The organism is Streptomyces liliiviolaceus (assembly GCF_018070025.1).
Classification (GTDB): Bacteria; Actinomycetota; Actinomycetes; order Streptomycetales; family Streptomycetaceae; genus Streptomyces; species Streptomyces liliiviolaceus.
In genome coordinates, this window is record NZ_JAGPYQ010000001.1 from 2,074,738 (window position 1) to 2,088,637 (window position 13,900).

Here is a 13,900-nt window from a genome sequence, read left to right on the forward strand (position 1 = left end):
TAGCCGTGGGGGGTGTGTTTTCGCCACAGCGAACTTTCCCGCGAGGAACCGCATAACGGCTCAATTCGGACTGGCAGGGCTGGTGGGGCTGGTGGGGCTGGGATCACCGTTCCGCGTACGCCGCCCGTCGAGGACCATGGCCACGGTGATCCACAGCGCGGCCGTGACGACAGTCGCCACCAACCCGACGGCCCACAGCCACGGCTGGGTACGGAAGGTCCAACTGGGCGGACTCGATACCCCGCGGCCCCACTTGCCCGTGTCCTGGGCGACGAAGATCAGCGATACGAGTTGCAGCATCACCGCTCCGCACGCGACGGCCAGCAGCGTGCGGCCGATCGAGCGGGCGGTGTGAGCCTTCCAGAACTGCCTGTTCAGCGGGGAGAGGGCCTTGATGAAGAGCACCAGGACGCAGGGCACGAGCGCTCCCATGAACACTGCGAAGCCGTACGTACCGCCCGGCCACTCGTCGGCGGCCCACTTTCATGTGTCGTCGCCCCAGTAACCGCTCGAAAGGGCGAGCAGGACGAACACGGCGGTGCAGGAGAGGAACACGAGGCACCCGAACAGTGTGCTGCTCTTGCCGGATCCCTTTTCCTCGCGCACCGACCTGCTGCCGGGGCGGTGTTCGTACTGCAGCGAGGCGGCGGCCGCTCTGCGTCGGCGGGGTTTGGCGGATCCTGCCATCTTGTTTCCCCCTGGATTGAATTCGTTGGAGAAGCGTCCTTGGAGGCTTACAAGTCGCCGGGAGCCGGTTCCGCCGCCTCTCCGGAGGCGTCCATCAGGATCGTTGACGTACTGAATACACCTTTTCCGGCTTTGGAGCGGGTTGGGACTTCGACGAGGACGATGCCGCTGGGCAGCCTGATGTACACGGGCGGGTGTGCGGTGCCGCGCAGGTGCGCCACGAATCGTGAGACCCGCTGGCGCTGTGCTTCCGTCAGGGCGCTTTCGGGTAGCGCCTCCATTTTTCCGCTGAGGATTCCGGCGAGTTTTTCGGCGCTTGTCGGGTTGCCGGTGAAGAGGCGGATCCAGGACTGGTCGGCGAAGGTGATGCGCACATCCGCGTTGATCTCGCTGAACGTCATCTGCCGGGCCGCGGTGACGGATTCCCGCGGAAAATCGCCCAGCACCTCGGCCTCGTCAGAAGCGCCGCTTCGGACGCCGAGGATGAGCAGTCGCCTGTTGGTCAGAACGAGATGTGTGCTGTATCCGTCCGGGCGGCGGCCGGGGTCCAGTTGCCACGGCACCGTACGTGCGAGGGTGCCGGGGGCGGCCCACAGCACGGGGAAGTCGTGGACCTCATTCTCCGGTTCCTCGGGTTCTCCTTGCCCGGACACGCCGCCGAACGGTGAACCCAGGGCTCCACCGATGTTGGCTACGAGGTTTGCAATGGCAGGGATGACGGTGAGGAAGCCACGGCCGGCACGCCGGGCGGTCCGGGCGCCCGCCGTACAGGGGGTGAAGACTGGGCCGGTGGGCCATCCCGTCAGCTCATTCTGGATGTCGTTGCGCTCGGTGTCCCGGAACCATCTGCTGCCGGACACCGCGGGTGACACACCGCTGGCGAACTTGACGGGGATACGGAAAAGAAGGTCTTCGTCGGGGGCGACATGCCAGTCCATCAGTGCGTCTCTCCTGCGTTGTCCCACAGTTCCGTGGATGAACTTTCGAAAATCTCGGAAAGAGGCCCGACGGAGACTGCGACGTAACTGAATCGGGTGGTGACGAGACCTACCGCCTCACCGCTCAGCCTGCTTCAACCGCGCTCCCCGGTGAATCCGCGAGCGGATCCGTGAAGGACACTGTCCGGAGCACGGCCCCCATCAGGTCGCAGAACTCCGCCCAGTAGTCCGTGGACGCCGTGTGGAGTGTGAAGACCGCAGTGAAGGGACCTGTGGGGAAAGGAACATGGACCTGGATCTGTCCCGTGAGGAGATCCACCGGCTCTCCGCTCTCTGTCAGTTCCGGCTTGATCTTGTACTCGCGCAGAGTTACGCAGGACACAGCAGGTCCACACGGCAGGTCGAGCCAACGGGCGTCGTTATGCGGGTCACCGGAGAGAATCGCGAGAATGCCCTGGGCCACGACATCGGTGTCGTCACTGTCCTGGTCCGTGGGTACCGCCGCGACAGTGAGGGCACACTGGGCGACACCGGCCGAGCCCTCGTGCCTGATCACCTCGGCGTCCGGCTCCTCGCTGTCTTCCTCCACCGTGGAGAACAGCCCCATCGCCGAGTACGAGATTCCTGTACCGGCCATGAGTTCGGCCATCGCCGCATAGTAGGGAGCGGCGGGCTCCCAGATGTTCTCGTTGCCGCGGGAATAGAGCTCCCGGACGAAGGAATGGGAGAGTTCGGCCCGCTCTTCGGGAGTGGCGGCGAGGGGGAGGGCGAAAAAACCTTCCGGTGCCAGGAACCAGATGGGTGGGGGTTCCTGGGCGTCGGAAGTACCGGGAAGGATGTCGGCGGGGCCGCTGGGCTGGGTCATACGGGGCGAGGCCGTTCTGTTCAAGTACGCAGGTGAGGGTCAGAAGTCTTCCGGGTGGTATTCCTCGGTATTCAGTTTCTTGCCGTCGGAATCCATGCTCAGAGAGCGACTGCCCGCGCCGAAAAGGGAAGTGAGCTCGCTGGGCACCAGAGCCTCGGCCCTGAAGTGACCACAGGGCCGACGAGTCACCACGGGCGTCCCGATGTCCGGCGCATGGGCAGTAGCCAAGAAGTCCTCGACAGCGCTGCGCTGAGCTGGTGTCAGGGCGTCCAGCGGGATCACTTCGAGAGGGCGCCGAAGATACCGAGTGAGTCTGGCCCGCTGGAAGCTGCTCAGCCTGCACCACGAGGCGTCCGTGAAAGTGATCTTTACATCGTGCCCGTCCTTGAAGTCCCGGTGCTCCACCCCGCTGATCGCGGACAGAGGCGTCTCCCAGAGAACTTCGTCCTCAATGATTTTGTCGTTCTTCTTCAGGTGAGGAAGGCCCACGATGACCAGTCGGCGGTCCGTGACAATCGCGTGCGTCCGGTAGTGCTTCTCGTCAGATCGGCCGGGATCCAGCTGCCAGGGCAATGTGCGGGCCGTCGTGCCGAGAGCGGCCCACATGACCGGAAAGTCCTCGACCTCGTTCTCGTGGTCGTCCGGCGTGTCCTTCCCGGAGTCGGGGCCGGAGCTGCCGCTGACGTTTCCGCCGGCGGAGCTGAGCACTGCCATGACGGCGACACCCAGAGCTGTTGCCGCGCCCTTGACGCCGATGCGCCCGATCGACTCGCCCGTTGAGCGGGGCACGTACACCGGACCCTCTGGCCAACCGGGCAACTCGCCCTGGATGTCTTTGCGGTCGGTGTCGCGGAACCAGCGCATGCCTTTGACGCGCGTGGCCGCACCGGACGCAAAGGTGACCGAAGAACGACTGAGGAGTGTCTCATCCGGTTCTGGCTGCCAGACGTTCATGTTCGTACGCGCCCTCTCACCTGGCTTGCTCGGCGAAACTGAGTCCGCTGTCCTGTGGGCCACTCTGCCATCCGCCGCAGGCGGCTCATCCACCCGAGGCTGATTTCTCGAACTGGTCACCGGGGAAGAGAGCCTCGCCGACATGCTGATGGATACTGGTGACCTTGGGCAAGATTTTCGCTCCGGCATCGATCGCGATTCCGGCGCCCAGCGGATTGATCGCCACTCCGGGCAGCAGGTTGAGTCCCTTGGAACCGAGCCACTGCCCCTCGTGATAGCCCGCGGCGGCAAGGCCCCCCATGCGGGATTTCAAACCGCTGGTCGCATGTTCGACTTTCCATACGTCGCCGGATTTTCCGCCGATCTTGATCAGACCGGCTTTGCCGAGACCGTGTTCAAGGCCCCGCGAGTTCTTGCCGAAAGCCATCAGGATGCGCGAGCTGCCGATTTCAGTGTATTGAAATCCCTTGCCGAGAGCGCCGGCGACTTCCACGGCTTTGGAGCCACCGACCACTTTGATGCCCTTGCTGAACATGCCGATACCCGGCATCATCCCCACCGCGTCGAGCCCCATTTGCATCCAGCTCACATCTGCACCGCCCCACTTGGCCAGCCCGTGGGCCGCCAACGCCAGGCCACTCGCGATGAGTGCCGCAGTACCGAAGATCGCCGCGAGCGGAGGGAAGGGAAGCGTGATGATGGCGAGCAGTCCCAGAACCGCGCTCAGGTCGCTCAGTAGGTCGCCGATCAGTTTGATCATGTCGGCGTGGTCCTTGACCCACTGACCGGTGGCGTCCCAAGCGTCGGCGACCCCCTTCGTGAGCTTGTCCCAGAAGCCCGGCTCGTCCGGGGCGATGTCGCCCGCCTTGTCGAGTTCCTTGCTGATCGCGCCGGCGGCCCGCTTGTAGCGGTCCTCCAGGTCGTGGACCTTGCCCGTGACCTCGTCGACCGCGCCGGAGGCCTTGCCCAGGTCCTCGCTGCCCTTGCCGTCGCCCTTCGCGTCGGCCTTCTGCTGGGCCGTCTCGCGTGCCTCCAGCTTCTCGCCGGCCGACTTCTCCAGGCGGTTCGCCTCGTCCTGGAAGTCCTGGAGTTCGTTCGCCCACCGGTGCAGGGCGCGCGAGGCCTTGTCGAAGGAGTCGTGGCTCTTGCTGATGAGCGGCGTGACGTCCTGGCCGACGTACTCGGTGAAGGCGACCGCGGTCTTGCCCTTCCAAGCCCCCGCCTCGATCCGCTCCAACTCCCGCAGAGTCGTGCTCAGATCGCTTGCCAGGCCCCCGAGCTTCTTCGCGAGGTCCCGGGTGTCGTCGACGTCTCCCGGCGTCGGATCCCAGCCTATGTGGGGGAAGGCGGGTCGCTTGCCGGCCACGTCTACTTGTCCTTCTTCTTCGTCTTGAGGGACTCGGCGAGGTCGTGGTCGAGCTTGCCGAACTCCTCGCCGATCTTGTTGATCATCTTCACGGCGCCCTGGGTGTGCTTGCCGAGCTGCTTGATGCCGTACCCCCAGTCGTCGGCGAACTCGTGCACGTCCTCGATGAGCCCGCTCTCGCCGACCGAGGAGCCGTCGGCCCCGCGGAGCGTGCGGCGCGCGCTGTCCATCCGGTCGCTGATCGTCGAGAAAGTCTTCTTCAGATCCTCGAAGACGGTGTCCTCAAGGCGCAGGTCACTCATGGGTACTCATAGCCCTTCACAGCCACTCATGTGGGGATGGACGGTCGGGCGGGGGAAGAGAGTCAGCGGTTCACCGACTGGATCTCCTCCACCGTGATGTTCTGCGTGGCCTCGATCGTGCCGTCCGGCATGCCGACCGCTCCCGCCTGGCCGGTGCCCGTCCAGCTGATCTCCCAGGTGAGGGCTGCCTTGAGGGGGAGCGTCTCGCCACCGGAGGAGCGGCGGTAGATGATCCCGCAGGGCGGTGTCTCCCCGGCCTTGCCCTTGGCGTAGGGCTCGCCGATCCTGCCGTCGACTATGGGGCAGCCGCCGTCGGCCGGGATCGTCGTCGCGTCCGCCGTACCCGGGCTGAGCGTCAGCGACTTCGGCTTCGCCGTCGTGGTCGCCTGGATGTTGAAGCCGGGGACGTTGATCGCGGCCGTCGCCTGGACCTCGTCGAACACCGCCTCGTCCAGCCACGCCCACGTCGGCAGATTCACCTTGGTGATCGCCTCAGGGGCGAGCGTCACCTTGGTGCCGGGCAGTTCCATGTGCTGGTACGCGAGTGCCGCCAGCATCTCCGGAGTGATGGCCTCCTCGTACTGCGGCGGCGGGGCCTCGCCGTTGTCGACCCAGAAGGGCAGGTCGCTGCACGAGGTGCGCTTGAGGTAGTCCGGCTCGTTCGGGTTCTCGACGCCGGCCCAGAACATCCCCTCGCCGTCCTTGTCGACGTTGTAGTCCTTGTAGCCGGGGGTGTCGGTCCAGCCGTAGTCGTCCTCGTAGTGGCGTTGCGTCTCACCGAGCGCCGCGCCCGCGTGACCGGTCATGCCGGGCTTGCCCATCTCGGTCTTGAGGTTCTCGGACATCTCCTTCTTGAAGTCCTTCGCACCCAGGTACGGGGCGTACCAGCAGGAAGGGGGCGTCCAGTTGACGTCGGCGGACGATACGTTGCCGGTGCCGCCGCTCTTGGTCACGGCTCCGGAGAACTGGACGCTGGCGGCGGCGTAGATGCCAGTGGAGTCCTTCCCGCCTTTTTCATCGGCGCTGGCGCCGGTGCCATCGCGGGGTCCTCCCGCCGCATGGGCCGGTGCCGCGAGGACAAGAGTGCCAAAGACCAGAGTCAAGGCCGTCGAACTGATGCCGAGGGATGTGCGCCGCGCTGCGTTCACTGGCACTTCGTCGCCTCCTCCACGAACACCTTGGACGCCTGCCACAACTGGTCGCTCGTCGGGTACTTGACCATGATGATCTTGAAATAGCTGAAGTCCTCAAGACTGGGTTCGGTCTTCAGAACCTTTCCCGTCTTGACCTCTTTGGCGTAAAACTTGCTGGAATCAGTACAAAAGGCTACTTCTACGGAATTGCCATTGGCGGTGGAGCGCGTAGTGGCGTCGTAGTTACGTCGGGTGCCGGTAGCGGTCCAGTCGCCCTTGAGCCACTCGTTGATCTGGACTTCCGCGTAGCGCAGTCCCTCACCGGTGGAGTAGGCGGTTACGGCTGCATCCTCGGCGGTGCGCTTGCCTACGCCCCGGTAGAGGGCGCGAACGTAGTTGGCGGCGTCGTCCATCGCCGCTACCTCGTTCTTCGCCTTCGGTTCGTCCCAGTCGAAGACCAGGTTCAGCTTCATGTCCTTGGGCAGGGACACGTCCACCCCGTCGGGGCTGTCCTCGCTCGACCCCGCCGGCTCCGCCGACTTCGTCGGCTTCTTCGATTCCTGGTCGGCGCCCGCGATCTTGTCGTTGTCGCTGGACTTGTCGTCCCCGCCGCCGCACGCCGTGAGCAGCAGGGCTGCGGTTGCGGCGAGCGCGGCAGCAACGGGCAAAGAGCGGCGCGTCACAGTGAACCCCCGTGAGATTTAGATGCATTCAAGAGCCACGACGGTATCCGTGGGGTGCACGCTTTCGCTACCGCGAACTTCCCGGTGCGGACGGTCGGACCTGGAGGAACCGGGGCAAGTCGATGGTTCGAGTGACCCGATCGTGTCTGAGTGCACAGCGGACCCGGACGTGCTCCCGGGTACGCCTCGGGCCCCGGACGCCGGCCTGCGTCCGGGGCCCGACGCGCCTCAGTTCTGCTGAGCCGCTCCGCGCTCCGGCGCCCGGCAGCGCGGGCACCCGCACGGCGGATACGCCGACGTCTGCGGCAGTGGCGGCGGCAGCGGGCCCGCTCCTCCGCCGGTCCGGATCTCGACCCTGCTCCGCTCTCCGGTCACGGCGCCCCGCGCGTCGACCGTGTACACGCGCAGGGTGAGGCGCGCGCTCCGGTGAGGGGGTCGCGTGAGTTCCGGTACGTCCGTCGTCGGCGGGTACTGGTCCGCGCACTCCGGGCACGCGTACACGTTGAAGCCGGGTCCCGTCGCCGCGTATACCTCGTGGACCAGTACCGGCTGGGCCGTCACCCGGTGGCAGCGGGCGCACATCCGCACCGCGGGGCGCGTCATCGGGCGGCCACCGGGACGCCGTGAATGCCGTGTTCCGCTGCGCGGCGGCTGCGGACCGAGGCGAAGCGGGGCGGGGGGACCGGGATGAATCGGAGGGGTGGGAGTGACCCCAGGCGGTGACGGCCGCTCGGGCGCGGGGTGCACAGGTTCAGCACCCGGGCGAGGAGGCGGAGAGTAGGGTCCAGCACGTTGACGCTCCTTGGAGGCGTTGGCCAAGCCCCGGGACGGTTGCCGCCGTCGCCGGGGTTCTTCACGTAACAAGCACGCTACAGGGTATAGCTGGGCAGTGTATAGCGGTTTGCAGTGCTCCAAGGAGCCGTGCAGTTGCCTGCTGTCGTACGTTGTTCGATATGACACCAGAGGCAGGGCAGTCGCCGATCGACCCGACGAAGATTGCTTACGTCTATATGCAGATGGCGGACCACATCGAGGCCCGCATCCGCTCCGGGGAACTGTCGCCCGGGGCGCGCCTGCCGGGTGAGCGTGACCTGGCGGAGGAGTACGGGGTCGCGCACCTGACCGCTCGCCGGGCGACGCGCGAACTCCGCGAACGCGGCCTCGTCGTCACCCTCCCCGCCAAGGGCACCTTCGTCGCGTACCCCGAGACGACAGGCGACGGCCAGGAGCCGTAGGGGAGCCGGAGGAGTTCGCGTTCACCGCACGTGGGCACAAAACAGGCATGCCATGCTGCCTCGCCGCCCCGCACGCCCTCCTCCGAGCCCTCCACTCCGCAGCCCGCCGCGGTACGGCGCAGGCGCGCCACCTTCACGACCCCGACCCCGACCCCGATCACGCCCCCGACGCCGTCTCCGCCGTCAATCTGGAACTCGTGACCCTCACCGAGGACCGGGCCGTCATCACCTGGCACACCGGTGTGGCGGGCAGCGACGACGGGTTCGGGCGGATGCTCCCCGCGGTGACCGAGGGCGAGGTCGTCTACGGCACCCATCCCGCCCACCTGAACCGGACCGCCGCCGAGGACCGCGACACCGCACACCACTACGTGGAGCTGACGGACCTCGAACCCGGCCAGACGTACTACTACCAGGCCCGTTCCCGCGGATCGGCGGCCACGCCCACACCCCTGCACCTGGTGAAGGGGAACGCCGTCGGCACCTCCCTCCACGGCTTCGGCACCCACGCGGGCCCGTACTCCTTCACCACGCCCCAACCCCCTCCCGGCCGTCACCTGTTGTCGATCGCCCTCTGCAACGACCTCCACCTCGGCGAGACCACCGCCGGACTGGTGACGGGCATGCCGTTGATGCGCGGCATCTCCCAGCGGCTCGGCCTCGGCCCGTACCCGGAGATCATGGGCAGGGCCCTGGTGGAGGAGGCGCACCGGCGCGGTGCCCGCCTTCTGCTGGCCGCCGGGGACATATCCGCTGGCGGGGCGCCGCGCGATCTGTCGGAGGCCCGGCGGCTCCTGGACGGATTCGGCACGCACGGACAGGACTACTTCGTCGTACGCGGAAACCACGACCGGCGCGGTCGACAGGGCCTTCATGAAGAGGGCGGGGACAACTTCCTGGACGCCTTCCCCGCCTCCGACGGCGGCTCGGGCGACGGGCCCGCGTACTTCGCCCGCGACCTCGGCGGCCTGCGCGTCCTCGGACTGGACACGTACGAGAAGAGAGGGAACGGGGCCGGGTCGGGCGGGCTCTCCGACGAGCAACTCGCCTGGTTCCGGGCCGACGTGCGGGCGCACAAGGACCAGCCCACCGTGGTCTTCGGGCACCACCCGCTGACCGTACGCAACTCGCCGTTCCCCGTGACGAGCGGACAGCGCCTCAACCGCCGCCAGGCCCGCGCGATCCTCGACGCGTACGCCGCCGCCCCCGGCGTCTTCCTCCACCACGCGGGCCACACCCACCGCAACAAGCGCACGCTCCTCCCGCAGGCGCGGCACGTCACCCTGCAGGAGGTGGGCGCCGTGAAGGAGTACCCGGGCGGTTTCTGCCTGCTGCGGATCCACACGGGCGGCTACGCCCTCAACTACTACAAGACCAGCAGCGCCCCGGCCCGCGAATGGAGCGAACGCAGCCGCCGCGTGGCGGCTGGCCTGTGGCCGCAGTACGCGCTGGGCCGCTCGGTCCGCGACCGCAACAGCGTCACACCCCGCGACCTGTCGGGCATCACACCGGCGGCGGCGAGGATCTCCGCCGCACAGGGCTGACCGTCCGGGCCGAGGGCGTCGTTGGCCTACTTCGGCGAACCGCCGAGCGCGGAGGGCGGGAAGTGGCGCAACCTCCGCAGCTCCTCCTGTTCGTCGGGCGAGTAGTCCTCCCAGTGGTACTCGACGGGCTCGACCTCAGCGCCTTCGGCGTCGATGAGTACGTCCCGCTCGGAGATTCCGAAGAACCCGTGAGCGGTGCTCGGCGCGACCGCGGCCACCCGGTAGCAGCCGCACAGGTTCCGAGTGATCACCGGAGCTCCGGCATCCGGTGCCCGCGCGGCCACGAAGGCTTCGGCCGTGTCGCGCTGGGCCGGCGTGAGCGAGTCCAGCGGTACGAGGTCGGGCTGGTCGACGATGTGACGGGTGAGGCCCTCGCGCTTGAAGCTGTTGAGCCGGCACCAGGAGCCGTCGGCGAAGACGATCTTCACGTCGTGGCTGCCCTTGAAGTTCCGTCGCTCGATCGTGCTGATGGCGGACAGCGGGGTCTCCCACAGCACCTCGTCCTCGACGGTTTCCGAGTTCCTCTCCTCGAAGGGCAGGCCCACGACGACCAGACGGCGGTCGGTGACGATCGCGTGGGTGCGGTAGTGCTTCTGCTTCGCGCGACCGGGGTCCAGCTGCCAGGGGAGAGTGCGGGCGACGGTGCCGGGAGCGGCCCACATCACGGGGAAGTCGTCGATCTCGTCGGCGCGGTCGTCGGTACGGTTCGAGCTTGGGCTCCCGTCCACGGTCAGTCCTCCGAAGGAGCTGATGACGCCCACGACGAGGTTGCCCAGGGTGAGCGCGACAGCCCTGAGAATGCCGAGCCCCAGCGCGCCGCCACCCGAACGCGCCGCGTACCCCCGGCCTGCGGGCCAGCCCGGTAGCTCGTTCTGGATGTCATTGCGCTCGGTGTCGCGGAACCACCGCATGCCTCTGACGCGCATGGCGGCACCCGAGGCGAAGGTGACCGGGGTACGGGTCAGCAGGACTTCTCCCGGACCGGGCTGCCAGTAGTCCATCTCCGTGCGCACGCATCCTCGGGTTCGCGGTCGACGGTCCGGGGCCCCCGGACCTCGCCTCACTCTGACACTTCGCCCGGTACGTCGCCGGGGCCGGGTCCGGACCGGCACACGACCTCGTAGGCTCTCCCGGGGTTACGGACGTCAGTTCGCGTCGTGGCCTTCGCAGACTTCGTGACCGTCATGCCCGACCGGGGGAGTACAGCCGACATGGCCCGCTACATGGAAACGCTCACCATCGAGCGCGGTGGTTTTCGGATCAAGGTGCCGGAGTCGTGGTGGGAGTTCGACGTGCGGCCCGAGTCGCGGGGCGACTCGATCCGGCGCATGGTCGACGAACGCGTGCGGCAGCAGCCCGAGGTGCGCAAGTACAAGGACACTTACACCGCCTTCCTGCAGAAGGCCGCGGCGGACGCCTGGAAGTCGGGCGCGCTGTACTGCGGCTGCATGGCCGAGAGCTTCGGCGGTGACGTCCCGATCACCGGGTCGATCACGGTCTCCCTCGTCGGCGGCCGTACGAAGGACGGCGAGCCCCTCTCCACCGACCCGCAGGTCATGGCGGGCCAGCTCGCCGTGCGCGAGGCCAAGAAGGAGGGTGACGCGTGGCGCAAGGTGACCACGGTCGACATTCCGGACGTCGGCCCGGCCGCGAGGACGTACGGCATCGAGGACATCCCCGTACCCGACGACGCCCTCAAGCGCACCATCCGTGCCGTGCTGATGCAAACGTTCATTCCCGTCCCCGGCCAGGAGGGCAAGGTCGCCCTCGTCGCCGGAAGCAGCCAGGTGCTCGACCTCGCCGACTCCTTCTTCGACATCTTCGACGCGATCACGTCGACGTTCCGCTTCGCGGAGTAGGGCGACTCCCGGCAGACATCGTGGCCTTTTCACCGAACGCCTGGATCGATGTGGGTCGGAGAGCATGAACTCGGAAGTCTTCGTCAGCCTTGTTCGGCGTACTACACAGGAAGACCCACGGCTGCGTGAAAGGGCGGCCGATGAGGTCACTGACCGGGTGAACGGCTATTCGGAGGCCGAGGCTGTGACACTTGCGACGCTGCTTTCGGCGAGTGCGGCCCATGAAGCGAACGCCACCGTCCTTGAGGCCCAGCTCCACGCGATTGTGGAACTCACCTCTACGGGGCATGTGAAGGTGGAGCATCTCCACTATCTGCGTGAGATCGACTGTTCCAAAATTCCCACTTCTCTTGGGGAATATGTTGTAGATCTGCTTGAAGAGTAATGAGATGATGCGTGACTTGAATGCCGAACTGAGTCGGATGTCCGACCTCGGCCAGCTCACCGGGCAGGCCGTGGAGTCGGTTCTCGTTGCCTGCGGCTGGGCGGGGGAGCGCAGGAATCCGGCGAAGGAATGGGCGACCACCTGGAGTCGTGATGGCGCCGCCGCGTGGATTCAGAGTGACGGGCCGTCCGTGGAAGTGGAGTTCACGCTCTGGTACCGCGAGGTCGGCGAGGAGCGGCTTGACCTCGACGCGTACATGGACGAGTTGTACGACGCCGCTGTCGCCGAACTGCCGCCCGTCGTGGAGCGACTGCTGTCCGGGGCACTCGTGCCCCGGCTCGAAGCCTCCGACGAGGACCTGACCGGTGGCGCGGACTTCATCGAGCACTCCGCGTGGAGAGTCGCGGACAAGGTCGTGCTGGCCGGAGTGAAGCAGGACGACACGGATACTCCCGTGCAACTGGTCGTCGTGCTGCGCGAATACGGCACGGACCAGGTCCGCCGCTCGCGTGGCGGCGTCCGTGCCGCTTCGGTCAGCCCCGCTCCCGCGCCGCCTCCTCCTCCAGCAACCCCCGCAACGGCGCCGACAGTTCCGGTACGGGCGTGCCCGTCGACTGGGCCGCTGTGAGGGTCCGTACGTACTCCAGTGCCGCTTCCCGGAGGCGTTGGCGTTCGCGGCCCTGTCTCGCTCCTGCCAGCCAGGTCGTCAGTGCGAAAGCGGTGGCGAGGGTCGCGGCCAGGTAGCCGGCCGGGTTCTCCTCGGAGTAGGCCCAGGCCGCGCCGCCGATGGCTGCTAGCAGCAGCAGGCAGCCCGTCTCGTCGTGCCAGCCGCCCTCGTCCGCCATCGCCTCGTACGCCGCGACCGCCGCGGGCTTCGCGGGCACGGCCGCGGGCACCGGAGGGGTATCCGGCACCGCGACCGGCGGCGTCACCCTTTCGACTGGTTGGGCGGACGCCGACTCCGTCGGCAGCGTCGCCACCTCCCCGTACACCGGAACCGGCACCGTCTCCCGGTTCCCGCTCAGTGGGCGGCCCACCAGCCAGTGTGGGACGTGTGTCACCGGGACCCCGTGTGCGCGGGCCAGGCCCAGGACGTGGCGGTAGCCCGTCAGTCGCGGGTGCAGCAGCTCGCGCTTCCAGCGGCGCCGTACGTACGTCAGGCACGCCACGGCCGTCACGAGCAGCGGGCCCGCCGGGCCGTACGCCAGTTCCGGGCGGCCGTCGAAGGCGGGCATCGCAGAGCCCGCGAACGGCCACACGACAGCCGCGACCAGCAACAGCGCGCCCAGCCACATCAGGGGCCCGTGTTCCGCGGCGGCCACCGTGCGCCGGTGGCGCTCCAGCAGGGCCGCCGTCGCCGCGTCGTCCGTGTAGTCGAAGTCGATGCCCGGCCGGGTCCCGACGTCACGCACGGAGGCGAGGAGCCGGGGGTCCCTGGACAGGGCCGCACCACTCACGGGCAGAAGTCCCGTCACCGCCACCGCACACCAACTCCCCGTCTCCCCGTCACCGGCGGACACCCGCCGGCCACCCATGGCTGAAGATCGTCCCACGGCCCCCGCCAGCCCCCCGTGAGCATGTCGTGCAGGGACCATGGACACAGCGTGACCGGGACCCGGCGGGGCGGGGGCGGGTGATTCGCTGGTGCACAGCGGTGGTCCGGGATGCGATCCCGTGCGCGGCACCTCGCGTGACCTGGAACCGAACGCCCCGCGTTGCGCGTGGACAACGTCGTGGAGTGTGAGGTTCGCGGTCGTGGTCGAGCCTTGAGGGGCTTATGTGCTGCTGATACGGTGCGGTGGCTTGACACTCGTTCCGGCCATGGCTATTCGGCAGCATTTCGACGGCTGTCCGACCAGGTCGGGCGGTACGCCCGGTGAGGGCCCAGTGCTCGAAGTGCGTCAAGCGTGCCAGATGTGCCAAGTGTGCCAAGTGTGCCAAGTGTCCTG

The 13,900-nt window shown here is 67.5% G+C and carries 17 protein-coding genes; 5 read left to right on the plus strand and 12 right to left on the minus strand.

Annotation, left to right across the window (positions count from 1 at the left end; all coding sequences use genetic code 11):
* Positions 1 to 60: 60 nt before the first annotated feature.
* The 10 genes from J8N05_RS09120 to J8N05_RS09165 all read right to left on the minus strand — a co-directional run bounded on the left by J8N05_RS09120 (position 61) and on the right by J8N05_RS09165 (position 7,531).
* Positions 61 to 432, minus strand: coding sequence for a hypothetical protein (locus J8N05_RS09120; protein ID WP_210881922.1), 372 nt, complete (start codon positions 430 to 432; stop codon positions 61 to 63).
* A 51-nt stretch (positions 433 to 483) separates the two neighbouring features.
* Positions 484 to 687 (minus strand): hypothetical protein, encoded by a 204-nt coding sequence (locus J8N05_RS09125; RefSeq protein ID WP_210881923.1) that lies wholly within the window; start codon positions 685 to 687, stop codon positions 484 to 486.
* Between the two features lie 47 nt (positions 688 to 734).
* Entirely contained in the window at positions 735 to 1,625 is an 891-nt protein-coding gene (locus J8N05_RS09130) for a hypothetical protein (protein ID WP_210881924.1), read from the minus strand.
* Positions 1,626 to 1,749: 124 nt separating this feature from the next.
* On the minus strand, positions 1,750 to 2,274 hold the full coding sequence (locus tag J8N05_RS09135) for a hypothetical protein (protein ID WP_247706210.1): 525 nt from the start codon (positions 2,272 to 2,274) through the stop codon (positions 1,750 to 1,752).
* 255 nt (positions 2,275 to 2,529) lie between these two features.
* Positions 2,530 to 3,444: a hypothetical protein gene (locus J8N05_RS09140; RefSeq protein ID WP_210881926.1), complete on the minus strand. Its 915-nt coding sequence runs from the start codon at positions 3,442 to 3,444 to the stop codon at positions 2,530 to 2,532.
* Between the two features lie 85 nt (positions 3,445 to 3,529).
* Complete coding sequence (locus tag J8N05_RS09145; RefSeq protein WP_210881928.1) at positions 3,530 to 4,810, minus strand: WXG100 family type VII secretion target; 1,281 nt, start codon at positions 4,808 to 4,810, stop codon at positions 3,530 to 3,532.
* 2 nt (positions 4,811 to 4,812) lie between these two features.
* A complete protein-coding gene (locus tag J8N05_RS09150) occupies positions 4,813 to 5,112 on the minus strand; it encodes a hypothetical protein (protein WP_210881929.1) in 300 nt (99 codons plus the stop codon).
* A gap of 62 nt (positions 5,113 to 5,174) precedes the next feature.
* Positions 5,175 to 6,260 carry a hypothetical protein gene (locus J8N05_RS09155; RefSeq protein ID WP_210890094.1) on the minus strand — a complete coding sequence of 362 codons (1,086 nt, stop codon included), beginning with the start codon at positions 6,258 to 6,260 and terminating at the stop codon, positions 5,175 to 5,177.
* A complete protein-coding gene (locus tag J8N05_RS09160) occupies positions 6,257 to 6,928 on the minus strand; it encodes a hypothetical protein (protein ID WP_210881931.1) in 672 nt (223 codons plus the stop codon). Before J8N05_RS09160 ends, J8N05_RS09155 begins: the two co-directional genes overlap by 4 nt.
* Positions 6,929 to 7,156: 228 nt before the next feature.
* Complete coding sequence (locus J8N05_RS09165) at positions 7,157 to 7,531, minus strand: hypothetical protein (RefSeq protein WP_210890603.1); 375 nt, start codon at positions 7,529 to 7,531, stop codon at positions 7,157 to 7,159.
* A gap of 350 nt (positions 7,532 to 7,881) precedes the next feature.
* On the opposite strand from J8N05_RS09165, the gene J8N05_RS09170 reads away from it, so the two are divergent.
* Together J8N05_RS09170 and J8N05_RS09175 are read left to right on the plus strand one after the other, a co-directional pair.
* Positions 7,882 to 8,163: a winged helix-turn-helix domain-containing protein gene (locus J8N05_RS09170; RefSeq protein ID WP_210881932.1), complete on the plus strand. Its 282-nt coding sequence runs from the start codon at positions 7,882 to 7,884 to the stop codon at positions 8,161 to 8,163.
* Positions 8,164 to 8,210: 47 nt separating this feature from the next.
* Positions 8,211 to 9,707, plus strand: a complete 1,497-nt coding sequence (locus J8N05_RS09175) for a purple acid phosphatase family protein (protein ID WP_210881934.1) — start codon at positions 8,211 to 8,213, stop codon at positions 9,705 to 9,707.
* Positions 9,708 to 9,733: 26 nt separating this feature from the next.
* Here the strand turns inward: J8N05_RS09175 and J8N05_RS09180 are convergent, their stop codons facing one another.
* A complete protein-coding gene (locus J8N05_RS09180; RefSeq protein ID WP_210881936.1) occupies positions 9,734 to 10,720 on the minus strand; it encodes a hypothetical protein in 987 nt (328 codons plus the stop codon).
* Positions 10,721 to 10,918: 198 nt separating this feature from the next.
* Here J8N05_RS09180 and J8N05_RS09185 point away from each other — a divergent pair, with 198 nt between their 5' ends.
* The 3 genes from J8N05_RS09185 to J8N05_RS09195 all read left to right on the plus strand — a co-directional run bounded on the left by J8N05_RS09185 (position 10,919) and on the right by J8N05_RS09195 (position 12,579).
* Positions 10,919 to 11,566: a hypothetical protein gene (locus tag J8N05_RS09185; RefSeq protein ID WP_210890095.1), complete on the plus strand. Its 648-nt coding sequence runs from the start codon at positions 10,919 to 10,921 to the stop codon at positions 11,564 to 11,566.
* Positions 11,567 to 11,630: 64 nt separating this feature from the next.
* On the plus strand, positions 11,631 to 11,951 hold the full coding sequence (locus J8N05_RS09190; RefSeq protein ID WP_210881938.1) for a hypothetical protein: 321 nt from the start codon (positions 11,631 to 11,633) through the stop codon (positions 11,949 to 11,951).
* A gap of 4 nt (positions 11,952 to 11,955) precedes the next feature.
* Positions 11,956 to 12,579 (plus strand): hypothetical protein, encoded by a 624-nt coding sequence (locus tag J8N05_RS09195; RefSeq protein WP_210881939.1) that lies wholly within the window; start codon positions 11,956 to 11,958, stop codon positions 12,577 to 12,579.
* Here the strand turns inward: J8N05_RS09195 and J8N05_RS09200 are convergent.
* Positions 12,485 to 13,408 (minus strand): hypothetical protein, encoded by a 924-nt coding sequence (locus J8N05_RS09200; RefSeq protein ID WP_247706211.1) that lies wholly within the window; start codon positions 13,406 to 13,408, stop codon positions 12,485 to 12,487. The genes J8N05_RS09195 and J8N05_RS09200 overlap by 95 nt on opposite strands.
* Positions 13,409 to 13,900: the final 492 nt, after the last annotated feature.